The sequence below is a fragment of the Frateuria sp. genome (assembly GCF_035943815.1).
In the GTDB taxonomy this organism is placed as follows: Bacteria; Pseudomonadota; Gammaproteobacteria; order Xanthomonadales; family Rhodanobacteraceae; genus Frateuria_A.
The window spans coordinates 36,226-58,889 of record NZ_DASZBU010000003.1; the positions used below are offsets into that span (position 1 = coordinate 36,226).

20 protein-coding genes are annotated in these 22,664 nt (G+C 69.7%); 10 read left to right on the top strand and 10 right to left on the bottom strand.

The features are described from left to right. Positions 1 to 110 precede the first annotated feature (110 nt). Complete coding sequence (locus VGU65_RS01010) at positions 111 to 854, bottom strand: class I SAM-dependent methyltransferase (RefSeq protein ID WP_327472292.1); 744 nt, start codon at positions 852 to 854, stop codon at positions 111 to 113. A gap of 43 nt (positions 855 to 897) precedes the next feature. Next, positions 898 to 1,392: an RDD family protein gene (locus VGU65_RS01015; protein WP_327472293.1), complete on the bottom strand. Its 495-nt coding sequence runs from the start codon at positions 1,390 to 1,392 to the stop codon at positions 898 to 900. Between the two features lie 47 nt (positions 1,393 to 1,439). Here VGU65_RS01015 and xerD point away from each other — a divergent pair, with 47 nt between their 5' ends. From xerD to VGU65_RS01045, 6 genes are all read left to right on the top strand, one after another. After that, positions 1,440 to 2,351: a site-specific tyrosine recombinase XerD gene (xerD, locus tag VGU65_RS01020; RefSeq protein ID WP_327472294.1), complete on the top strand. Its 912-nt coding sequence runs from the start codon at positions 1,440 to 1,442 to the stop codon at positions 2,349 to 2,351. A gap of 129 nt (positions 2,352 to 2,480) precedes the next feature. Further along, positions 2,481 to 3,257, top strand: coding sequence for a DsbC family protein (locus VGU65_RS01025; RefSeq protein WP_327472295.1), 777 nt, complete (start codon positions 2,481 to 2,483; stop codon positions 3,255 to 3,257). Positions 3,258 to 3,351: 94 nt separating this feature from the next. Next, complete coding sequence (gene purL, locus VGU65_RS01030) at positions 3,352 to 7,227, top strand: phosphoribosylformylglycinamidine synthase (protein ID WP_327472296.1); 3,876 nt, start codon at positions 3,352 to 3,354, stop codon at positions 7,225 to 7,227. A 28-nt stretch (positions 7,228 to 7,255) separates the two neighbouring features. Beyond that, on the top strand, positions 7,256 to 7,942 hold the full coding sequence (locus tag VGU65_RS01035; RefSeq protein ID WP_327472297.1) for a hypothetical protein: 687 nt from the start codon (positions 7,256 to 7,258) through the stop codon (positions 7,940 to 7,942). Positions 7,943 to 8,042: 100 nt separating this feature from the next. Next, positions 8,043 to 8,936 carry a glycosyltransferase family 2 protein gene (locus tag VGU65_RS01040; protein ID WP_327472298.1) on the top strand — a complete coding sequence of 298 codons (894 nt, stop codon included), beginning with the start codon at positions 8,043 to 8,045 and terminating at the stop codon, positions 8,934 to 8,936. Beyond that, complete coding sequence (locus tag VGU65_RS01045) at positions 8,933 to 9,832, top strand: DMT family transporter (protein WP_327472299.1); 900 nt, start codon at positions 8,933 to 8,935, stop codon at positions 9,830 to 9,832. The genes VGU65_RS01040 and VGU65_RS01045 overlap by 4 nt, the downstream gene beginning before the upstream one ends. 98 nt (positions 9,833 to 9,930) lie before the next feature. On the opposite strand, the gene VGU65_RS01050 is transcribed toward VGU65_RS01045, so the two are convergent. After that, positions 9,931 to 10,125, bottom strand: coding sequence for a YbdD/YjiX family protein (locus VGU65_RS01050; RefSeq protein ID WP_327472300.1), 195 nt, complete (start codon positions 10,123 to 10,125; stop codon positions 9,931 to 9,933). Beyond that, a complete protein-coding gene (locus tag VGU65_RS01055; protein ID WP_327472301.1) occupies positions 10,122 to 12,212 on the bottom strand; it encodes a carbon starvation CstA family protein in 2,091 nt (696 codons plus the stop codon). Before VGU65_RS01055 ends, VGU65_RS01050 begins: the two co-directional genes overlap by 4 nt. Positions 12,213 to 12,370: 158 nt before the next feature. Here VGU65_RS01055 and VGU65_RS01060 point away from each other — a divergent pair, with 158 nt between their 5' ends. The 4 genes from VGU65_RS01060 to VGU65_RS01075 all read left to right on the top strand — a co-directional run bounded on the left by VGU65_RS01060 (position 12,371) and on the right by VGU65_RS01075 (position 16,005). Then, the gene (locus VGU65_RS01060) at positions 12,371 to 13,162 is read left to right on the top strand and encodes a DUF4197 domain-containing protein (protein ID WP_327472302.1); all 792 of its coding nucleotides are present in this window, start codon (positions 12,371 to 12,373) and stop codon (positions 13,160 to 13,162) included. A gap of 84 nt (positions 13,163 to 13,246) precedes the next feature. Beyond that, the gene (gene def / locus VGU65_RS01065) at positions 13,247 to 13,783 is read left to right on the top strand and encodes a peptide deformylase (RefSeq protein WP_327472303.1); all 537 of its coding nucleotides are present in this window, start codon (positions 13,247 to 13,249) and stop codon (positions 13,781 to 13,783) included. A 258-nt stretch (positions 13,784 to 14,041) separates the two neighbouring features. Further along, a complete protein-coding gene (locus tag VGU65_RS01070) occupies positions 14,042 to 14,797 on the top strand; it encodes a queuosine precursor transporter (RefSeq protein ID WP_327472304.1) in 756 nt (251 codons plus the stop codon). Between the two features lie 41 nt (positions 14,798 to 14,838). Then, on the top strand, positions 14,839 to 16,005 hold the full coding sequence (locus VGU65_RS01075; protein WP_327472305.1) for an acyltransferase family protein: 1,167 nt from the start codon (positions 14,839 to 14,841) through the stop codon (positions 16,003 to 16,005). 99 nt (positions 16,006 to 16,104) lie between these two features. Here VGU65_RS01075 and VGU65_RS15700 read toward each other — a convergent pair whose 3' ends face one another. The 6 genes from VGU65_RS15700 to VGU65_RS01100 all read right to left on the bottom strand — a co-directional run bounded on the left by VGU65_RS15700 (position 16,105) and on the right by VGU65_RS01100 (position 22,556). After that, on the bottom strand, positions 16,105 to 16,503 hold the full coding sequence (locus tag VGU65_RS15700; RefSeq protein WP_524537783.1) for a GFA family protein: 399 nt from the start codon (positions 16,501 to 16,503) through the stop codon (positions 16,105 to 16,107). Between the two features lie 897 nt (positions 16,504 to 17,400). After that, positions 17,401 to 17,652: a hypothetical protein gene (locus VGU65_RS01080; protein WP_327472306.1), complete on the bottom strand. Its 252-nt coding sequence runs from the start codon at positions 17,650 to 17,652 to the stop codon at positions 17,401 to 17,403. A 62-nt stretch (positions 17,653 to 17,714) separates the two neighbouring features. Beyond that, a complete protein-coding gene (locus VGU65_RS01085) occupies positions 17,715 to 18,011 on the bottom strand; it encodes a hypothetical protein (RefSeq protein WP_327472307.1) in 297 nt (98 codons plus the stop codon). Positions 18,012 to 18,258: 247 nt separating this feature from the next. Beyond that, the gene (locus VGU65_RS01090) at positions 18,259 to 20,511 is read right to left on the bottom strand and encodes a xanthine dehydrogenase family protein molybdopterin-binding subunit (protein WP_327472308.1); all 2,253 of its coding nucleotides are present in this window, start codon (positions 20,509 to 20,511) and stop codon (positions 18,259 to 18,261) included. Then, positions 20,508 to 21,035 carry a (2Fe-2S)-binding protein gene (locus tag VGU65_RS01095; RefSeq protein WP_327472309.1) on the bottom strand — a complete coding sequence of 176 codons (528 nt, stop codon included), beginning with the start codon at positions 21,033 to 21,035 and terminating at the stop codon, positions 20,508 to 20,510. The genes VGU65_RS01090 and VGU65_RS01095 overlap by 4 nt, the downstream gene beginning before the upstream one ends. A 201-nt stretch (positions 21,036 to 21,236) precedes the next feature. Next, positions 21,237 to 22,556 carry an APC family permease gene (locus tag VGU65_RS01100; protein ID WP_327472310.1) on the bottom strand — a complete coding sequence of 440 codons (1,320 nt, stop codon included), beginning with the start codon at positions 22,554 to 22,556 and terminating at the stop codon, positions 21,237 to 21,239. Positions 22,557 to 22,664: the final 108 nt, after the last annotated feature.

The window sequence follows — 22,664 nt, forward strand, 5'->3', positions numbered from 1 at the left end:
AAGCCGAGTCTAGTGGCTTTGCGGGAGAATTGCTGCGGTGCCGCATGATGCCGGCACGAGAGCAGGGCGGCCTACATGCCAGCGGCGACGCATGGCAGCCGGACGCGCCGTCATCCGCCGCGCCGGCATACCAGCAGCACCTCGTCCACGCCCGCGTCATCGGCAAGGCCCTCGCGCCAGTGCAGCGGCTTCTGGAACCTGAGCCCCAGCGGCATGAACACCCGGTTGTACCACCACATCGCGCGTTCGCGCTGGTGGGTCAGGTACCACTGGCCGAGTTCGAGCAGGCGCGTGGACCTGGGTTGCATGCCGTAGACCGCGCTGCGCTCCAGCTTGAAGCCGCACGCCGCGAGCAGCGCGAGGATGGTCGCCGGTTCGTAGCGCCGGCAATGCCCGACGAACTCGTCGAAGGCAGTCCACGCCTCCGGATGCAACGGCACCGACAGCAGCAGCGTCGCGCCTGGCGACGCCACGCGCGCAAGCTCGCGCAGGGCGCCCCCGTCGTCGGCCACGTGCTCGAGTATGTCGAACGCGCACACCAGGTCGAACCGTGCGTCCGCGCAGGGCAGGGCGTCGATCATGCCGTGCATGGCGTCGGCGCCACGGGCGCGCAGCTGGCGCAGCGCCGCGTGGCTCAGGTCGACGAAGCAGGTGCCTTCCAGCGGCAATCGCGGGCGCAGGCCTGGCGCCACCTCCAGCCGGCGCGGCGCGGCCGCGGCCAGTTCACGCAGCAATGGCCAGGTGTTGAAGCGTTGCGGCTCGACCAGCCGCGCCTGTGCCCACAATGCCTCGTAGAAGCCGCGGTTGGCGCGCAGCAGTTCGGCATCGTTACGCCGCGGCGAGAGGCTGTCCATGCCGCCCTTGTACAGCAAGCACGGCCGTGGCGAGGTGAAGCACTCAGCCGATCCTGAGCTCGGTCCCCGCGGCCATGTCGTGCAAAGCGCGACGCCGCGGGTCGACCAGCGCCGGTGCGAACCACAGCGCCCAGCCGGCCATCACCGCCCACGAGGCGACGCGCAATCCCAGCCACGGCGCGAGCGCCAGCAGCAGCAAGGGCAGGGCCGCGACGGCCACCCGCCGCAAGGCCTGGGTCCAGGCCAGCCTGCCGTCGCCGGCTGCGACCAGGCGGAGATGCCAGGGCCGCATGCCAAGCGTCTGCCCGCCGCGCAGCCAGGAGACCACGAAGTAGGCACCCACCACCAGCGCCTGCAAGGGCTGGTACCACCAGGCGATCGCGGTATGCGCACCGGTCTGGATCAACCGTCCGCCGGTGACGAGCTGGCAGATCAGGCCCACCACCATCACGATCGCCACCACCGCGAGCAGGTCGTAGACCAGCGCGGTCAGGCGTCGCCAGAGCGGGCAGGGAGCGGAGGCGTGTGCTGGACTCATCGGGGTTTTCGCTTGCGCCCGCCGCAGCGGGCGGCGAGCATCGGTGCATGCAGGAAAAGAACACAAGTATCGCCCAAGCCGACCAGCAGAGCATCGCCGCCTTCCTGGAGCGCGTGTGGTCGGAGGATGGCCTGGCCGACCGCACTCTCGAGGCCTACCGGCAGGATCTGGAAGGACTGGCGCGCTGGCTCGCCGCGCGCGGGCGCGGCCTGCATACGGCGCGGCGGGAAGACTTGTCCGCCTATCACGGTGGCCAGCGCGCCGCGGTGCGCTCGATGGCGCGGCGCCAGTCGGCCTTCCGCCGGTTCTACGGCCAGCTGGCGCGCGACATCCCCGGTTTCGAGGACCCGACCCTGCTGATCGAGCGTCCCCGCATGCCGCGCAGCCTGCCCAAGGCGCTGGCCGAGCGCGAGGTCGAGGCGCTGCTGGCCGCGCCCGACCTGGCCACCACGCTGGGGATGCGCGACCGGGCCATGCTGGAGCTGATGTACGCCTCGGGCCTGCGCGTGTCCGAGCTGGTGGAGCTGCCGCTGGCCGCGCTCAACCTGCGCCAGGGCGTGCTGCGGATCACTGGCAAGGGCGGCAAGGACCGGCTGGTGCCGGTCGGCGAGGTGGCGCTGGAGCGCATCGAGGCTTACCTCGCCCAGGCGCGGCCGGCGCTGGCCAAAGGCCGCCAGCCTGCGGCGCTGTTCCTGAGCCAGCGCGGCGAGGGCATGACCCGGCAGATGTTCTGGATCCTGGTCAAGCGCCACGCGCTGTCGGTCGGCATCGAGGGCAAGCGGATCTCCCCGCACGTGCTGCGTCATTCCTTCGCCACCCACCTGCTAAACCACGGCGCCGACCTGCGCGCGCTGCAGCTGCTGCTGGGCCATGCTTCGCTGAGCACCACGCAGATCTACACGCTGGTGGCGAAGGAGGGGCTCAAGCGCCTGCACGCCCAACATCATCCGCGCGGCTGAGGCGCCCGCCCGGGCTGGGCGAATGCCAACCCGCTCCTGATTTGGAGGCCCACGCAAAGGCCCGCCTCACGCCCCCTGTGCAAGAATCGGGGCTCATCGCCGCCTTCCCCGCGGCCGCGAGGGTCTCCGATGTTCAAAAAGTTTTCTTTCGCGCTGCTCGCCGGCGCCTTCGCATTGACTGCCTGTGCCGCCGATAACCAGAGCGGCGCGGGCGCCGCGGCCAATCCGCAGACCGAGGAGGTGGTACGCACTGCGCTGCAGAAGCTCGCGCCCGGCGTGCAGGTCGATTCCATCGCCCCTGCGCCGTTGCCGGGCTTCTACCAGGTCATCGGTTCGGGCCAACTGGTCTACGTCAGCACCGACGGCAAGTACATGCTCAACGGCGACCTGGTCGACCTGGGCAGCCGGCGCAACCTGAGCGAGCGGGCCTGGGCCGCCTTCCGCAAGGCCGAACTGGCCAAGGTGCCCGCCGCGCAGCGCATCGTGTTCGCGCCGCCGCACCCGAAGTACACCGTCACCGTGTTCTCCGACGTCAACTGCGGCTACTGCCGCATGTTCCATTCGCACATCGCCCAGCTCAATGCCGAAGGCATCGCGGTCGAGTACCTGGCCTGGCCGCGCGAAGGCGTCGCCACCACCGCGGGCAACCCTACGGACACCTACACCGAGATGGTGTCGGTCTGGTGCGCAGCCGACCGCAAGGCCGCGTTCACCGCCGCCAAGCAGGGCAAACAGCCCAAGCCGGCGCAGTGCGCCAACCCCGTCAAGGACGAGTTCGACCTGGGCGTGCGGCTGGGGGTCAACGGCACTCCCACCATCCTGGGCCCCGACGGCATGGTGCTGGGCGGCTACGTGCCGCCGGACAAGCTGCTCCAGCTGCTGCAGCAGGGTGACAAGGGCGGCTGAGCCCGCTGGCGGCGCCCGTTAGGGCTTTGTCGACGGGCGGCCCGCCGGCATCGGGTAGAATAGGCGTCTTCCTTCCCGCGCCGAATTCCCCCGCATGATCGCTTTCGACGGGCAGAGCGCCCTTTCGCCGTTTCGTCTGGATCGCCTCAATGCACGCCTGGATACGGTGCACCGGGGCACGCGCGTGCAGGCGGCTTGGTTCGTCTACGTGCTGGATGCCGGCCATGCCCCCGAAGGCAGCGAGCGCCAGCGCCTGCTCGAAGTGCTCGAAGCGAAGGACGCCGCGCCGGAAGCCGCCACGCTTTGGACGGTCCCCCGCCTGGGCACCATTTCGCCCTGGTCGAGCAAGGCCACCGACATCCTGCACGGCGCCGGCTTCGACGTTCGCCGGGTCGAGCGTGGCACCGCCTGGACCGTGGCCGGCCTGCCGGACGCCGGCACGCCCGCGCACGCCGCAGTGCTCGAGGTGCTGCACGACCCGATGACGCAGTCGGTGCTCACCGACCTGGCCGATGCGCAGGGCCTGTTCCTGGCCGGCACGCCGGGCGACCTGGTGCACATCGCACGGGGCAACGATCCGCGCGGCGCGCTGGCCGCGGCCAACGCGCGCCTGGGCCTGGCGCTGGCCGAGGACGAGATCGACTACCTAGCCGATCGCTACGCCGAGCTGGGCCGCGACCCGACCGACGCGGAACTCTTCATGTTCGCGCAGGCCAATTCCGAGCACTGCCGCCACAAGGTGTTCAACGCCAGCTGGACCATCGACGGCGAGGAACAGGACAAGAGCCTGTTCGCCATGATCAAGCACACCCACCAGCGCTCGCCCGCGCACACGCTGTCGGCCTACAAGGACAACGCGGCGGTGATCGAGGGGCACCGGGGCAAGCGCTTCTTCACCGACGGCGAAGGCGTCTGGCGCGCGCACGAGGAGCAGGTCGACTACGCGATCAAGGTGGAAACGCACAACCACCCGACCGCCATCGCGCCCTGGCCCGGTGCGGCCACCGGCGCTGGCGGCGAGATCCGCGACGAGGGCGCCACCGGCCGCGGCGCCAAGCCCAAGGCGGGCCTGACCGGCTTCTCGGTGTCCGACCTGCGCATCCCCGGCGCGCCGCAGCCTTGGGAAGTGGATCGCCCGCTGCCCCCGCGCATGGCCAGCGCGTTCGAGATCATGCGCGACGGCCCGTTGGGTGCCGCCGCGTTCAACAACGAATTCGGCCGGCCCTGCCTGGGCGGCTACTTCCGCACCTACGAGCACGAGACCGGCGAGCCCGGCGTGCGCCGCGGCTACGACAAGCCGATCATGATCGCCGGCGGTTTGGCCAACATCCGCCGCGGTGACGTGCAGAAGCGCGAGCTGCAGCCCGGCCACGCGGTGGTCGTGCTGGGCGGCCCGGCGATGCTGATCGGCCTGGGCGGCGGCGCGGCTTCGTCGGTGGCCTCCGGCGCCTCCAGCGCGGAGCTCGACTTCGCCTCCGTGCAGCGCGACAACGCCGAAATGGAGCGGCGCTGCCAGCAGGTCATCGACAGCTGCTGGATGCGCGGCGAGGCCAACCCCATCGTCAGCATCCACGACGTCGGCGCCGGCGGCCTGTCCAACGCGATTCCCGAGCTGCTCAACGACGCCGGCGTGGGCGGACAGATCGATCTTTCCAAGATCCCCTGCGACGATCCGTCGCTTTCGCCCATGCAGGTGTGGAGCAACGAGTCGCAGGAGCGCTACGTGCTCGCCATCGCGCCGGACGACCTGCCCGAGTTCGAAGGCTATTGCCGGCGCGAGCGCTGCCCGTTCGCCGTGGTCGGCACCGCCACCGCCGAGCGCGTGCTGCGCGTGACCGACCCGCGCCGCGAGCTTGCCGTGATCGACCTGCCTATGGACGTGCTGTTCGGCAAGCCGCCGCGCATGCATCGCGACGCGCGCCGCATCAAGCCGCGCGTGGACCTTTTGCCGGATCTGTCCGGCATCGGCATGGACGAGGCGGTGCAGCGCGTGCTGCGCCTGCCCACGGTGGGCAGCAAGAGCTTCCTGATCACCATCGGCGATCGCACCGTCGGCGGCCTGAACCACCGCGACCCGATGGTCGGTCCCTGGCAGGTGCCGGTGGCCGATTGCGCGGTCACCCTGACCGACTTCGATGGCTACCAGGGCGAGGCGATGGCGATGGCCGAGCGCGCGCCGGTCGCGCTGCTCAACAGTGCCGACGCCGCGCGCCTGGCGGTGGGCGAGGCGATCACCAACCTGGCTGCGGCGCCGATCGAGTCCCTGGGCGAAATCCGCCTGTCCGCCAACTGGATGGCCGCGGTGAACCACGACGGCGAGGACGCCGCCCTGTTCGACGCGGTCAAGGCGGTGGGCATGGAGCTTTGCCCGGCGCTGGACATCGCCATTCCGGTCGGCAAGGACTCGCTCTCCATGCAGACCGTCTGGAAGGACGGCAGCGCGTCAGGTGAAGGCACGCCGCAGCGTACGGTCGCGCCGGTGTCGCTGGTGATCACCGGCTTCGCCCGCGTCGGCGATGTGCGCCGCACGCTCACGCCGCAGCTGAAGCTCGACCGCGGCGACTCGGAGCTGTGGCTGCTCGACCTGGGCGCCGGGCGCGACCGCCTGGGCGGCTCGGCGCTGACGCAGGTGTTCAACCGCGCCGGCGGCGTGCCGCCGGACCTGGACGATGCCAAGCGCCTGCGCGCGCTGTTCGAGCTGGTGCAGGAGGCCAACCGCGCCGGCCTGGTGCTGGCCTATCACGACCGTTCCGACGGCGGCGTCATCGTCACCTTGCTGGAGATGGCCTTCGCCGGCCACTGCGGCCTGGAGCTCCATCTGGACGGCTGGGCCGAAGCGACCCTGCGCGCGCTGTTCAACGAGGAGCTCGGCGCCGTGCTGCAGGTGGCCAGCGCCAACCGCGAAGCCTTCGAGGCGCTGCTGGTCAAGCATGGCCTGGCCGGCATGAGCCACCGCATCGGCCGACCCAAGGAGAAGCTCGGCATCAAGCTGTTCCTCGGCAACGAGGCGCTGTTCAAGTGGAACTGGACGGCGCTGTTCGGCGCCTGGAACCAGGCCAGCCATGCCATGCAGCGCCTGCGCGACAACCCGCTCAGCGCGGATGCCGAGTGCGAATGGCGGCTGGACGACGCCGATCCGGGCATCACTCCCAAGCTCACGTTCAACCCTGCCGAAGACGTCGCCGCGCCGTACATCGCCAAGGGCGCGCGCCCGCGCGTGGCGATCCTGCGCGAGCAGGGCGTCAACGGCCAGGTCGAGATGGCCGCGGCGTTCACCCGCGCGGGCTTCGACGCGGTGGACGTGCACATGTCCGACCTCGCCGCCGGCCGCCACAAGCTGGCCGACTTCCGCGGCTTCGCCGCCTGCGGCGGCTTCTCCTACGGCGACGTGCTCGGCGCCGGCCGCGGCTGGGCCACCTCGATCCTCTACAACGAGGCGATGCGCGCGCAGTTCGAGGCGTTCTTCAACGACCCCTCGAAGTTCGCCCTGGGCGCCTGCAACGGCTGCCAGATGCTGTCGCAGTTGAAGGACATCATTCCGGGGGCCAGGCACTGGCCGAAATTCGTGCGCAACGCCTCGGAGCAGTACGAGGCGCGCCTGGCCACGCTGGAGGTGCTCGATTCGCCCAGCCTGTTCTTCAAAGGCATGGCCGGCTCGCGCATTCCGGTGGCGGTGGCGCATGGCGAAGGCCGGGTCAGCTTCCCGTATGCCTGCAGCCCGTCGAAGTCGAGCGCGGCGGTGCGCTTCGTCGACAACCGCGGCAAGCCCACCGAGAACTATCCGCTCAACCCGAACGGCTCGCCGGGCGGCCTGGCCGGCTTCACCGCGGCCGACGGTCGCGTGACCATCCTGATGCCGCACCCGGAGCGCGTGTTCCGCAGCGTGCAGATGAGCTGGCACCCGGAGGCCTGGGGCGAGGATTCGCCGTGGATGCGCATGTTCCGCAACGCACGGGTGTGGTGCGGCTGAGCCCAGGTAGCGCCGGAGCGAGGCGGGCATGAACGCCCGCCGGCTCTACGCGCCGTCGTGGCTGCTGCTGGCGCTGCTGCCCTGGTGGCTGGGGCTGGCGCTGCTGCTGGCGATCGCGGCGCTGCTGCTGTTCGCCGGCGAGCGCCTGCAGGAGCACGCACGCCTGCTGCGGCTGGCGTTGCGCTGGGGACTGCCCGGCGTGTTGTTCGCCGTGCAGCGGGCGCTGGGTGGCGATGCCTTCGCCTGGGCGATGGCGCTGCTCGGGGCGCTGGTCGGTTTCACCCTGCTGGCGGGCCTGGAGGCCTGGCTCGATCGCGGTCGGCGCGAGCAGGTCGCGCAACCGGATTTGCGCGACTGGCCCAGCCTGGCGCTGGCGCCGATCGGCCCGGGGGCGGTGGTGGTCGAGCTGGCGGCGCCGCAGTGGGCCGAGGGCAGCTGTCCCGATCCGCGTGGCGGCGAGGCACGCTGGGAGGCCGGAAGCTATGTCCTGGCCGGAGGCGGCACGGTGGATCGCGTGCTGGCGCGCGCATCGTTCAGCCCGGACGGACGCTGGTTCGTCGCCGGTACCCCGCGTGGGCTGGTGCTGGTCGACCGTGACCAGGGGTGCAGCCATCGCCTGCGCGGCTGGACCCTGTGCGGATGGCACGACGGACCCTGGCTGGCGCGCGAAGCGGGGGCGGCGATGGCCTGGCGGGAAGTCCTCGGCCAGTGCTGAGCCAGGCGAAGGAATCGAAAGCGCATGGCGGCAGCCTTGCGAGGCGTCCGGGCATCACCGCCCCGTTCTCCCCGCCGCGCAGCTCCCGCATACTTGCCGGGTGTCCACTCCCATTCCCCTTCCCAGGACGCTGCCGGCCAGCGTGATCGTGGTGTGCGCCGACAGCGGGCCTTCGTTGCGCGACTGCGCCCGGCGGGCGCTCGACAGCACGCTGCCGCTGGAGCTGATCCTGATCGACAACGGCTCGACCGACGGCATGCCGCAGGCCGTCGAACGGGAGCATGCCCACGAGCCGCGCCTGAAGGTCCTCTACAACCACGCCAACCTCGGCTTCGGCCCGGCGGTGAACCGCGCCGCCGCGGCGGCGCGCGGCGAGCACCTGCTGGTGCTCAACCCCGATTGCCTGCTCGAGCCCGATACGCTCGCGCGCATGCTCGACGTCCTCGATGCCCACCCCGAAGCGGGCATCCTCGGCGCGGTGGTTTGCGGGGCCGACGGCACGCCCGACCCGGCCTCCTACCGGCGCGACCCGCTGCTGCGCCGTGCGCTCGCCACCCTGGCGGGGGCGCGCGGCGGCATGAACATCGAAGGCGCCGTGCCGTCGGGCGTGGTCGCTGCCGAGGCCGTGTCCGGTGCGCTGATGCTGCTGCCGCGCAAGGTCTTCGCGCGGCTCGGCGGTTTCGACGAGCGCTACTTCCTGCACTTCGAGGATCTGGACCTGTGTCGCCGCGCGCGTGACCTGGGCTACGCGGTGCTGCTGGCCGGCGACGTGCGCGTGCTGCACGGCAAGGGCGGCTCCAGCCGGCACCGTCCGGTGTTCGTCAGCCGGCACAAGCATCGCGGCATGTGGCGATGGTTCCGCACGTTCGATCCGGCCGCGCGCAACCCGTTCGTCGCTGCCGCGGTGTGGCTGGGCATCTGGCTGCACTTTGCGGCGCAGGTGCCTGGCCAGCTCTGGCGGCTCGCCAGGACGCGGCGGGATTCCGCGCGATGAACCCCGCGCCTCCGCGCACGCTCGCCGCCACCGCCGGCCTCGTTGCCACGACCGCGGTGTGGGGCTCGACCTTCGTGCTGATCAAGGATGTGGTCGGGCGCATGCGCGTGGTGGACTTCCTCGCCGTGCGCTTCGTCGTCGCCGCGGCGGTGATGCTGGTGCTGTTTGCACGGCCGGTGTGGCGGCTGGAAGGCCGGCAGCTGGGTCGCGCCCTCCTGCTGGGCCTCATCTACGGCAGCGGCCAGTTGCTGCAGACCTGGGGCCTGAAGCTGATCGCGCCCAGCGTCAGCGGCTTCGCCACCGGCATGTATGTGGTGTTCACGCCGCTGCTGGCCTGGCTGCTCCTGCGCGAGCGCATCGCGGGCGTGGTCTGGCTGGCGGTGGCGATGGCCACCGGCGGGCTGGCGCTGCTCTCGCTGCACGGCGTATCGGTGGACCTGGGCGTGTGGCTCACGCTCGCCTCGGCGGCGCTCTATGCGCTGCACATCGTGGGCCTGGGGCGCTGGTCGCGCGAGGCGGACGCCATCGGCATGTCGGCCATGCAGGTGGCGGCGATCGCGGTGGTCTGCGTGCTCGCCACCGTGCCGCAGGGACCGGCGCTGCCGCCCGACCGCGCGACCTGGGCCGCCGTGCTCTACATGGCGCTGGTCGCCGGCGCCGGCGCCATGCTGATGCAGACCTGGGCGCAGGCGCACCTGCCGCCGGCGCGCGCGGCCATCGTGATGACCACCGAGCCGGTGTTCGCCGCCGGTTTCGCCGTCGCGCTGGGTGTCGATGCGCTGAGCTGGCGCATGCTCGCCGGCGGCGCCCTGGTGCTGGGGGCGATGTATCTGGTGGAGCTGGCGCCAAGACGCAGCCAGGCGCTGGAGGCCGAAGGCCTGCACCACGACGTGTAGGCGCGTGCTCCTTCCCCGCACGGGGAACGGTTCGGTGCGAGGTTTTACGGCACGGACGGAACGGGCACTGCGGTCTGTGGGTAGGTGTGCATCCGTTGTCAGCAGCAACGCCCGCCAGTGCCCTTGTAGCGCGCCGACTGGCGCTCGCGGAAGAACTCCGCGTAGCTCGGCACCGGGCGCCCGGGATGGTGTTCGCGCAGGTGGCGCAGGTAGGCGTCGTAGTCGGGCACGCCGCAGCACAGGCGTGCGGTCTGCACGGCGCGCGACCAGGCAATGCGCAGCAGGCGGTTCATGGCGCGTTGGCCGCGACCGCATCCAGCGCCACGTAGGGCTCCTCGTGCGCGGTCGGGTGGTTGATGCGCCAGGCGCGCAGCATGGTGCGCAGGGCGAACGCCGCCATGGTCACCACCAGCAGCATGAACAGGCCGGTCAGCGCCATGTCCACATAGTTGTTGGTGACGATCCGCTGCATCTCGACCGGCGTCTTGGCCGGCGCCAGCAGCTTGCCTTCGGCCATCGCGGCGGCGTACTTCCGGGCCGCGGCGGTGAAGCTGATCGGCCCGGTGAGCTTTTCGTAGCCGGCCGTCAGCGTGCAGACGATCAGCCAGGTCGCCGGGATGCCCGGTACCCACACGTAGCGCTCGCGCTTCAACTTGACCACCACCACGGTGGCGAGCATCAGGGCGATGGCCGCCAGCATCTGGTTGGCTATGCCGAACAGCGGCCACAGCGTGTTGATGCCGCCCAACGGGTCGACCGCGCCCTGGTAGAGGAAATAGCCCCAAAGCCCCACGCAGATCGCGGTGGCGAGCAGGTTGCCGGTCCACGACTCGGTGTCCTGCAGCGGCTTGTGGATGAGCCCGGCGATCTCCTGGATCATGAAGCGGCCCACGCGCGTGCCGGCATCCACCGTGGTGAGGATGAACAGCGCCTCGAACAGGATCGCGTAGTGGTACCAGAACGCCATCATGCCGCCGCCGGGAACGATCTCGTGCAGCAGCCGCGCCATGCCCACCGCGAGCGTCGGCGCGCCGCCGGCGCGCGACAGCACGCTCGCCTCGCCGATGTCCCTGGCCGTCTGGGTGAGCTGGTCGGGCGTGACCACGAAGCCCCACTGGCTGATCGTCTGCGCCGCATGTTCGGCCGTGGTGCCGATCAGCGCCGCCGGCGAGTTCATCGCGAAATACACGCCCGGGTGCAGCGAGGCGGCGGCAACGAGCGCCATGATCGCTACGAACGCCTCCATCAGCATGCCGCCGTAGCCGACCATGCGCGCCTGGCCTTCGTTGGCGAGCAGCTTGGGCGTGGTGCCCGATGCGATGATCGAGTGCCAGCCCGACACCGCGCCGCAGGCGATGGTGATGAACAGGAACGGGAACAGGTTGCCCTGGAACACCGGCCCGGTGCCGTCGATGAAGCGCGTCACGGCGGCCATCTGCAGCGTCGGCGCGGCCAGGAAGATCGCCAGCGCCAGCAGCGCGATGGTGCCGATCTTGAGGAAGGTCGACAGGTAATCGCGCGGCGCCAGCAGCAGCCATACCGGCAGCACCGAGGCGACGAAGCCGTAGCCGATCAGCCACCAGGCCAGCGCCCTGGCGTCCATGTCGAACAGCGGCGCCAGCGTGGCCGAGCCTGCCACGTAGCGGCCCAGCCAGATCGAGCCCAGCAGCAGCACCAGGCCGATGATCGACACTTCCAGGATCCGCCCCGGCCGCAGCCAGCGCAGGTAGATGCCCATCAGGAACGCGATCGGGATCGTCGCGGCCACGGTGAAGGTGCCCCACGGGCTGTGCGTGAGCGCCTTGACCACCACCAGCGCCAGCACCGCCAGCACGATCATCATCAGCACCAGCACGCCGAACATGGCCACCACGCCCGGCGCCGGCCCCAGTTCCTCGCGCAGCATGTGGCCGAGCGAGCGGCCGTTGCGGCGCAGCGACAGCGCCAGGATCATGAAGTCCTGCACCGCGCCGGCGAACACCACGCCGAACAGTATCCACAAGGTGCCGGGCAGGTAGCCCATCTGCGCCGCCAGCACCGGGCCGACCAGCGGGCCGGCGCCGGCGATCGCCGCGAAGTGGTGGCCGAACACCACCCACTTGTCGGTCGGTACGTAGTCCAGCCCGTCCGGATGGCGCATCGCCGGGGTGGCGCGGCTCGGGTCCAGCCTGAGCACGGCATGCTCGACGAACCGGCCGTAGAAGCGGTAGCCGATGACGAACACGGCGATGGACGCGGCGACCAGCCAGATCGCGTTGATCGGCTCGCCACGCCGCAGGGCCACCACGCCCAGGCACCAGGCGCCGACGATGGCGATCGCGGCCCACAACAGCTTGCCGGCGGGGCTGGCGGAAACGTCAGGGACGGCGTGGTCGCGCATGGATGACTCTCCGGCGGAATAGCGCAAGGGTCGTCCGCGCCGGGGCGGGGGTCAATGCCAAAGCGGGCCCGGGCGCATCAGCCATGGGTCGAATGCCGACACGGTGCCGCTGCGTCCGCGCGCGTACACTCGCCAACCTGCCTTGGTGGAGATCGCCCATGCGCCTCAACTGCCTCCATGCCGGCCTGTTCGCCCTGCTGCTGGCGGGCACGTCGTTGCCGACGCCGGCCAGCGGCCAGCTCGACAGCCTGCTCAAGCAGCTCAAGCACGCCGGCCACGGCACCACCGGCACCGCCGCCAGCCTGCCCAGCAGCGACATCGCTGCGGGGCTCAAGGAGGCGCTGGCCAAAGGCACCACCAACGCGATCAACTCGCTCGGTCGCACCGACGGCTTCTGGGGCAACGCCAAGGTGCGCATCCCGTTGCCAGGCAAGCTCGAGCAGGTCGGCCAGCTCGCCCGCCAGCTAGGGCAGGGCGCCAAGGTGGATGCGTTCGAGCTCAGCATGAACCGCGCCGCGGAAAAGGCGGTGCCGCAGGTGGCCGACATCTTCGGCGAGGCCATCCGCAAGATGACGCTCGAGGATGCCCGCGGCATCCTCACCGGCGGCGACCATGCCGCCACCGACTTTTTCCGCCGCGTGGCGGGCGATGCGCTCGCCGCCCGCATCCGGCCGATCGTCGCCGACGCCACCGACCGCGTCGGCGCCACGCAGAAGTACAAGGCCCTGGTCGCCGGCGGCGGTGGCCTGGGCGGCGTGCTCGGTTCGCTGGGCAGCCTCGGCGGCAACAAGGAACACGGCAAGGGCAACCCGTTCGACCTGGACGACTACGTGACCGCGCGGACGCTCGATGGCCTGTTCACCGTGATCGGCGAGCAGGAGCAGTCGATCCGCCGCAATCCCGCCGCCCGCACCACCGAGCTGCTGAAGAAGGTGTTCGGCAGCCGCTGAGCCTGCCCGCAGCGCAAGGCATGCTTGCAATCCGCCCGCGCGCCCGCAGTCCGTTGAAAACGCGTTCGATTCCCGAGGCCGCCAATGATCCGCGAGATCCTGAAGATGGGCGATCCGCGCCTGCTGCGCATCGCCCCGCCGGTGCCCAAGGGCATGCTCGGCAGCGCCGAACTGGACAGCCTGATCCAGGACATGTTCGACACCATGGAATCGGCCGGTGGCGTCGGCCTCGCCGCGCCGCAGATCGGCGTGGACCTGCAGCTGGCGATCTTCGGCTTCGACGCCTCCGGGCGCTATCCGGATGCGCCGGCCGTGCCGCGCACGATCCTGCTCAACCCGCTGGTCACGCCGGTTTCGCAGGACATGGAAGAGGGCTGGGAGGGCTGCCTGTCGGTGCCGGGCCTGCGCGGCGCGGTGAGCCGCTTCACGCTGATCCGCTACCAGGGCATCGACCCGCAGGGCACGCCGATCGACCGCACCGCCGGGGGTTTCCACGCGCGCGTGGTGCAGCACGAGTGCGACCATCTGATCGGGCGGCTGTATCCCTCGCGCATCACCGACTTTTCCAAGTTCGGCTTTACCGACGTGCTGTTTCCTGGCGCCGATCTGGGCGACGAGTAGCTCTGCTCCTTCTCCTCTCCGGGAGACCGCCGGGACTCGCGGGACTGTTGGCCAGGTAGTGGAACGTTGGTCGTACTTGCGGTGCGCTTCCGCAGGCGAGCCCAGTCGCGGAGGCGCACGGCAAGTACGACTACCAAGCACTGGCGATATACCCGCGAGCACCGGCCCCTCACCTCAACCCTCCCTCGGAGGGGGAAAGGATGCAGAAGCCTGGCTCCTCCCACCCGGGTATCCTTTGCCCCTTGCCAAGGGGGCCCCATGCAAGCAACCGCACCCGCCGCGCCGCTGCGCGGCTTTCGCTACTACGACATGCTCGTCGCCGGCATGGTCGCCGTGCTGCTGTGTTCCAACCTGATCGGCCCTGCCAAGGTCTGCACGGTGAACCTGCCGGTGCTGGGAGCGCTTTCCTTCGGCGCCGGCAACCTGTTCTTCCCGGTCAGCTACATCTTCGGCGACGTGCTCACCGAGGTGTACGGCTACGCCCGCGCGCGCCGCGCGATCTGGGCGGGCTTCGGCGCCATGGTGTTCGCCACGCTGATGTCGCAGGCGATCATCCGCATGCCGGCCAGCGCCGGCGAGCCGTTCAACGCGCAGCTGCAGCCGGCGCTGGAACTGGTGTTCGGCAACACCTGGCGCATCGCGCTCGCTTCGCTCATTGCCTACTGGCTGGGCGACTTCGCCAACTCCTTCGTGCTGGCGCGGATGAAGCTGTGGACACGCGGGCGCATGCTGTGGACCCGCACGATCGGCTCGACCCTGGTCGGGCAGGGCGTGGACAGCCTGACTTTCTACCCGATCGCCTTCAGCGGCATCTGGGAAGGCCAGACCATCGCCAAGGTCATCGCCTTCAACTGGACCATGAAGGTGCTGGTGGAAGTGGTGCTCACCCCGCTCACCTATGCCGTGGTGGGTTTCCTCAAGTCGCGCGAAGGGGTGGACACCTTCGACGAGGGCACCCGCTTCACGCCTTTCAGCCTGAAGGACGAGGGCGTGCTGCACACGCCCGGCCAATGAGCGCCGCAACCGGCCTGGACCCGGCGCCAGCCGGTGGACACATGAGCACTGCACGGTCACTGGATGCACACCCGCCACGCAACGCCGGCATCGACCTCCTGCGCGGGCTGGCGATCGTGTTCGTGCTGCTCAACCACCTGGGCCTGCCGATGCGCATGCCCTTGAAGACCTCGGCTCTGGCCGAGGTGCTGCCGGTGCGCCTGCTGCAGGCGCTCAACTACAACGGCTACGAAGCGGTGTTCGTGTTCTTCGTGGTGTCCGGCTTCCTGATCGCCGGCAATGCACTGGAGCGCTGGGGCAGCCTCGCGCGGATCGAGCTGAAGGCGTTCTACGCGCGCCGCTTCGCGCGTATCGCGCCGTGCCTGCTGGTGCTGCTGGCGGTGCTTGCCCTGCTGCATACGCTGGGCGCGGCCGACTACACCATCCATCGTCCGGGGCAGTCGCTGGCCGGGGCCGTGTCGGCGGCGCTGGGCCTCAATCTCAACTGGTACGAAGGTCACACCGGCTACCTGCCGGGCAGCTGGGACGTGCTGTGGTCATTGTCCATCGAGGAGGCCTTCTACCTCGGCTTTCCGCTGGCCTGCCTGCTGATCCGTCGCACCTGGTTGCTGGCGTCCGCGCTGGCCGCGCTGGCGCTGTCGTTGCCATGGACGCATGGGGCATTGAACGGCAGCGAGATCTGGCAGGAGAAAGCCTACCTGCCCGGCATGGCGGCGATCGCTACCGGCGTGCTCGGCGCGATCGCGATGGCCCGTGCGCCGCGCCTGTCCGCGCGCACCGGCCACGCGTTGCGCTGGCTCGGCGCACTGGGGCTGCTCGCCGCCACGCTGGGCGGTCGCTGGCTGTGGCCGCTGCTGCACGAGGGCTTGATGCTGGTGCTCACCGGCTCGACGCTCGCGCTGCTGGTGGCTTTCCGCAGCCAGCCGCCGCGCGTGCCGCGCGGCCTGCGCTGGCTGTGCAGCTGGGGGCGGCTCAGCTATGAGATCTACCTCAGCCACATGTTCGTGGTGTTCGCCATCGTGCGGCTGTCCCGCGCAAGCGGCGCCGACGCGCGCATGGGTTTCCTCTGGTACCTGCCGGCGTTCGCCGCGTGCTGGCTGCTGGGCGCCGCGCTGGCGCGCTGGTTTTCGCAGCCGTGCGAGCGATCGTTGCGCGAGCGTCTCTTGCGGTCGGCATCGGTGGCGGGAACGGCCGTCGCGGCGCGCTGACGATCGGCTTGGCGACCAAACATCGACGAGTCCGCCGCCCGTGATCGGTTCCTTAGCCTGTGGACTCCCGCGTACGTCAGTGCGAAAACCAGCGCGCGCTCAGTCAAGGAATTTCCTCGTGTCCGCCCCGTCAAAGCGCTTGACCACCACGGACTCCAAGAGCGCGGGTTCGAAATTGCGCAGGTTCACCCCGTGGCGGGCGCCAGGCTCAGGCTCAAGCGGTTCCCAATGGGTGGCAATACCGCACGTCCTGCAGCGGAGGTTCCTCAGGGTTCGATCGCCCCAGATATAGCTTTCCGTATTCTCGGGATGACCCTGGATGGACACTGTTCCCAGCGGGTAATAGGCCCAGATTCCTCCCGTGCGCCGGCACAACGAGCAATTGCAACTCGTGGCGGACTCGGGCGCCGACGGTAGCGCAAGGCGCACGGCTCCACAGTGGCAGGAGCCGTGTAGCGATGGCGTTGGATGTTGCTGGTTCATCGGGTAGGGAACCATCCCGTCCGTTTGGGCGAATTTTTAGATAGCTTGATGAGCTGCCCCGCCGAAAACCAATAGAACGCCAGCCAAACCGCCGCGCACCAAACCAAACCAAGAACAGTGGGCGTTGGCAGCAGATGCGTTGCAACCGCGATGTGTGCCCAAGCAAGCGGGAGCCAAGGAAGCCAGCTTAGAAACAGGACAATCCCGCCGAGAGTTTGTGGCGCGAGCGACGTCTGATACAGAAGCAGGTGCAGACCACTCAGACCGGCAAACCACATGATCCGCCGCTTGATTGTGCTTTCCATAGAGATCTAACGCTGGAGTTAAGCGGCGGCGAAGCCGTCCGCCTTGAACGAGTGGTTAGGGGGCGTTGCGAGTGACCGCACGAGCTTGTGCCGTAAGAGCTGCGAGATCCGTTGCTGTAAGGGCGCTGAGCTCTTTGTATGCGGCGTCCGTGACCTGCTTGTTGCCCGTGCCCTCACCATGCAACGTAAGATCCTTTGGGCCAACAAGTGCGAAGAATACAAATGGAGATGCAGGGCTGCCTGGCGCTGAAACAAAGACTAAGGAGCGGGCGTCGTTGCAGCTGTAAACGAGCCAGGTGGAGCCACCGTAGTTCTTGTTTATGGGGCCAACGTCGCACTGGAGAGACGAAGGACTTGCCGCATAGGCAGGACCGATGCTCAGCATTAACAGTAAGACTAGACGCAGACTGCGCACTGTGAGTCCCCTAACGCTGGAGTTAAGCGGCGGCGAAGCCGTCCGCCTTGAACGAGATGTTAGGCCGCAGGAGCGAAGCCTTCCAAGGTGAAGTATGTCCCCGCCCCACGCGAGGTCGCCACTAGTGACACCAGTACCTTAGAGCCATTGTTCGTTGGCACCAGACAGTCGACGACCGCGAGGAGTCCCGTGTCATTTGGCTTGAAGTACTGCACTGAAGCATCCGGTGGGCCGTTGGCAGGGTGCCAGAGCGCTACAACCAAATTCCTCTAGGTAGACCTGAAGGTCGTCGCGGATCGCGGTACCGCGGTCCCTGCCATAAGCAAGCGCGTAACCAAAGCGATTGGCTAAATCGTCGAAGTTACCAGAAGCAAGCAGACCTACCGCTTCCGCGGAAAGTTGCAGCAGCGAGACCTTGTCCGTTTGATTGTCGAGGATCTCCATGTGTGGCCTAACGCTTGAGTTAAGCGGCGGCGAAGCCGTCCGCCTTGAACGAGTGGTTAGGCTTAGTACGTGTAGCTTGCATCGTACTTGCCTGAGGAAGAAAGCTTGAACGTGCAGCTTTTGAACAGACCCTTTTCATCGGTACTGATGAGCCGCGCAAGTTCGTAAAAGTGACGAGCGAGCATGGGCACACCCGTGAGATAGCCGGAGCCCTGCGCGGACTGGTAAGAAACAACAGCGTCGACGCGCGAACCCGCCAAGGTGATGCTGGCCTCGATTGACGACCAGCCAGCGGGAGCTGCGCCAGATAGCGCCTTGCCGATAGCTTGATAGCAAGCGATTTGGTCAGGAGATTCCATAAAGCCTAACGCTAAGTAGACCCCAAGTCGGGGCATATGCACCGATAGTGGGCGGGCTCTGTCAGGTCGTCAAGCGCGGGTGAACGGTCGACACATCAAGGGCTTGGCCGCCTTGGGCCGATGTATCGGTGGCGCTGCGGCCTCGGTGCATATCCGACGAAACGGGCGCATAAGTCTTATGCACCCGGATCTGCCGGAATAATCCGTAGGGTGGGCCACCGCGAGGGGAGCGGTGTCAGCCGCTGCCCTAGAGCAACCGCAGCATTTCCTTCATCAGCGGCAGCCGGCGCACGCGGACGGCGCTGGCGCGGAAGACGGCGTTGGCCAGGGCGGGGGCGGCGGTGGGCATGGCCAGGAAGCTGGCGCCGGTGGGCGCGCCGTCGTTGGGGACGGTGATGACTTCCACGTCGCGCGGAAGCTGGGCCATGCTGGCGAGCGGGTAGTCCTTCAGGCTCTGCTGCTGCACCTGGCCGCCGGCGAAGGTGATGGCGGGGTTCAATGCATTGGATAGCGCATCGAGCGTGGCCCCGGCGACCTGGCCCTGCAGGCCCAGCGGGTTGATCACGCGGCCAACGTCCACCGCGCAGACCACGCGCAGGATGTTGAGCTTCTCGCCCTTCAGCTGCGCCTCGATGGCATGGGCCACGTAGGCGCCGTTGACGTGCCAGCAGGCCACGCCCAGGCCGTTGACAGTGTGCAGCCAGTTGTTCCACCCGATGCGGTCGGTGGCGAGCTTGAGCACGTTGAGCAGGCGGCCGATGTCGAGCGTGCCGCCGCCGGCGAGCGGGATCTGCCGGGGCGGCCCGAGCAGGCGCAGGCGGGTGTCGAGCGGATCCTCGCGCAGGCTGTGCGCGATCTCGTCGATGAAGCTCTCCACCGCAAAGGCGTTGGCCACGTGCGGTTCGCCGCGGAAGGGGCCGCGTGGCATGGCGCTGGCCAGGCCGTACCAGTCGCTGCGGTAGGCGGGAACCAGCCCGGCCGGGATCTGGTCGGCCGCCACCTCGGACATCCACAGGCGGTCGGCGGCGACGCCGCGGCCGGCGAGGGCGGAGGCGCTCGCCATGCGCTGGTCCCACGCGATGACGCGGCGCTTGCGGTCGATGACTGCCTTGAGCTTGTGCACCGTGCCGGAGCGGTAGTAGTCGTGCGCGAGGCCCTGCTCGCGCGTCCACATCAGGCGCACCGGCTTGTCGACCGCCTTGGCGAGCATCACCGCCTCGGCCACGTAGTCGTGGTCGAGCCGCCGGCCGTAGCCGCCGCCCACGCGCGGCACTTCGATGGCGATCTTGTCGGGCGCCAGGCCGGTGAGGCGTTGCACCACGGCCCAGGCCTGCTGCGGCGCCTGGGTCGGCACCACCAGCGTGGCCTGGTCCTTGTCCAGCCGCACCAGGCAGTTCATCGGCTCGGGCGTGGCGTGGGCCAGCCACGGCTGCACGTAGGTGGCCTCCACGCGGCGCGCGGCCTTGCGGTTGGCGGCCTTGAGGTCGCCGTCGTCGCGCACGCGGGTGGTCGGCGCACTGTCGGTGTCGAGCAGGGCGAGCGCCTGCGCCTCGAGCTTGGCGCTGTCCTCGCCGGCGCTGGCGCCGGGCTTCCATGCGAGCTTGAGTTCGTCGAGCCCGCGCAGCGCGGCCCAGGTGTTCTCGGCCAGCACCGCCACCGCCGGGGCGATCGCGGTCTGGCCGGGCGGCACGCCGGCCTCGGGCTTGAGCGGCACCACCTTGACCACGCCCTTGACCGCCAGCGCCAACGCGGTCTCGATGCTGGCCAGGCTGCCGTCGGGCCAGGGGCATTGCGCGAGCACGGCGACCAGCGCATCGGGGTAGTGCGCGTCGATGGCGTAGCCGGTCTGGCCGGTGACGATGCGGCGGGCGTCGACGTCGCCGGCGTTCTGGCCGATCAGCCTGTAGCGCTGCGGCGCCTTCAGCGGCAGCGGCGCGCCGGGCGGGTCGATCTTGCCGGCAGCCTCGACCAGGCTGCCGTAGGGGAAGCGCCGGCCATCAGGCGCGATCACCATGCCGTCCTCGCAGCGCAGCCGGTCGGCGGCGATGCCCAGGCGGCGCGCGGCGGCCTGGGTGATCAGCCAGCGCGCCAGCGCGCCGGCCTGGCGCAGGTCGGCCCAGGCGGCGGGAATCGAGTCGCCGGTGCCGCTGCGCTGGTGGCCGTAGGTCCACGCGGGCTTGCCGTTCTTGGTCTCCACGCCCAGGCCCAGCGGCACCACGGTGACGCGGGTCCAGTCGGCGTCCAGCTCCTCGGCGATGATGCGTGGCAGCGCGGTGGCGGTGCCGGTGCCGGTGTCGGGGTCGCGCGCGCCGATCAGTACGTTGCCGTCGCGGTCGATGCGCACGTAGGCGCCAAGCTTGCCGAAGTCCTGCCCGAGCATGCCGGGCGGAACCGGCACTTCGGCCGCGTCGGCGTAGCCGATGCCGACCACCAGCGCCCCGGCGGTACCGGCGAGCACCTTGAGGAAGCGCCGGCGCGAAAGCTCCATGCAGCCGCTCATGCCTGCACTCCGGCGGCGCGCTTGATCGCGCGGCGTACGCGGGTCTGGCAGCCGCAGCGGCAAAGGTTGGGCAACTGGTCGATGTCGTCGTCGGTGGGCTTGGACTTGCGCGTGAGCAGGTCCACCCCGGCGATCAGCCAGCCGGCGGTGCAGTAGCCGCAGCCGATCGCATCCTCGTCGACGAAGGCCTGCTGCAGCGGGTGCAGGCTGCCGTCGTCGGCGGCCAGGCCCTCGACCGTGGTGATGCGCGCGCCGGCCAGCCTCGCCATCGTCCGCTTGATCGCGGAGGCGGCCTTGCCGTCGACGAGCACCAGGTCGTAGCCGCCTTCGCCGTGCGCACCGCCGGGCTTGGTGCCGGTCAGCCGCAGCACGTCGCGCAGGTACCACAGCAGCGGCATCAGCGGATCGCCGGTGTGCCGGAAGCGCTCGCCGTTGACGATCAGGTCGATGCCCTCGCGCACGGGTTCCGGCGCGATGTCGCCGGCGGTGGCGGGCGGCAGGCCCTGGGCTTGCGCTTGCGGCATCGGGAGTCTCCACGCGAGGGTCGCCTATTGTGGCATCGCGTGGGGAATGAGGCAGCCGGGGGGCCTGTAGACGTTCAGTTGGGGGTCTTCACGAGGCCGCCTTGCGGAGCCCTCGAAATGCCTGCCAGCCATTCACCTGACCGGCACTGCGGCGCGTCAGCCCGAATGCCTGCGGATCAGCACGCCGCACGGCGGGCGTGGTCAAGGCTCCGGCTTCGCCGACCGGCGCCGCCAGGCGTAATACACCGGCACCCCGGCGAGCATGATCAGCACGCCGATGCCGGCGTTGCGGGGGTTGTCGCGCATGGTCGCCACCACCACCGCCGCGATCGCCGCGACGAACAGCAGCGGCAGCCACGGGTAGCCGGGCACGCGGAAGCGCGGGCCGCCATCGTCGTGGCGGCGGTACCAGAACAGGGTAGCCACGCCCACCGCGCAGGCCAGCCAGTCGCCGAAGGTGGCGTAGTCCAGCAGCGCGCCGTAGCTGCCCGACAACGCCAGCACGATCGCCCAGCCGCACAGCGCGGCCAGCGCCACGTTGGGCGTGCCGTGGCGCGGGTGCAGCCGTGCGGTGAAGCGGAAGAACAGGCCGTCGGCCCCCATCACCTGCAGCACGCGCGCGCCGGCCACCAGCGTGATGTTGCAGAAACCCAGCGTGGAGATGGCGATGCCCAGCGCGATCAGCCGCGCGCCGAGCGGTCCGAACATGCGGTCCATCACCTGCGCCGCGGGCGCGCGGCTCTGGGCCAGGCCGGCGTGGCCGAGCACCGCGAGGTAGGCGAGGTTCACCAGCGCGTAGGCGGTCACCACCAGCAGCATGCCCACCAGCAGTGCGCGCGGCAGGTTGCGTTGCGGCGCGTCCACTTCGCCGGCCAGGTTGTTCAAGTAGGTGAAGCCCGAATAGGCGAACAGCACCGGCAGGGCCGCGCCCATGAAGCCGACGCCCGCGCGCGCCGGATCGGTCGCCAGGGCCGCCGGCGCATGCGCGCCGGCCAGGTACAGTCCGCACGCCACCAGCGCCGCCACCGCCAGCAGCTTGAGCAGCGCGAACAGGTTCTGCACCTGCGCGCCGAGCTTGAGGCCGAACAGGTTGGCCAGGGCGACGAACACCAGCGCGCCGACCGTGAGCGGCAGCGCCGCGTCCGCGGGCAGGCCGAAGGCGGCCGCCGCGTAGCTGGCGAAGATCGTCGCCACCGCCGCGGTGGAGCCCGAATAGATCACCAGCAGCATGGTCCAGCCGAACAGAAAGCCGGCCAGCGGCCCGAACGCCTCGCGCAGGTAGACATAAGTGCCGCCCGCCTGCGGCCGCCGTGCGCCGAGCTCGGCGTAGCAGAGCGCGCCGATGAGCGTGAGCACCCCAGCGCCGATCCACACCAGCAGCAGCGCCAGGCCCGAGCCGGTGCGCTGCGCGGCGATGCCAGGGTTGAGGAAGATGCCGCCGCCGATGATGCCGCCGACCACGATGAGCGCGGCGTCCCACGGGCCGAGGCTGCGCCGGTAGCCTGGGGTCGGGTTGTTCACGTCATCGGCCGCCGTCGGGAAAGGAAGCGCGAGGATCGCTGGTACGGCGGGCGCGGGCAAGGTTAGCGGAGGGTCCGTCCGCGTAGCCTTCATTCGCGCGGCTTGGGT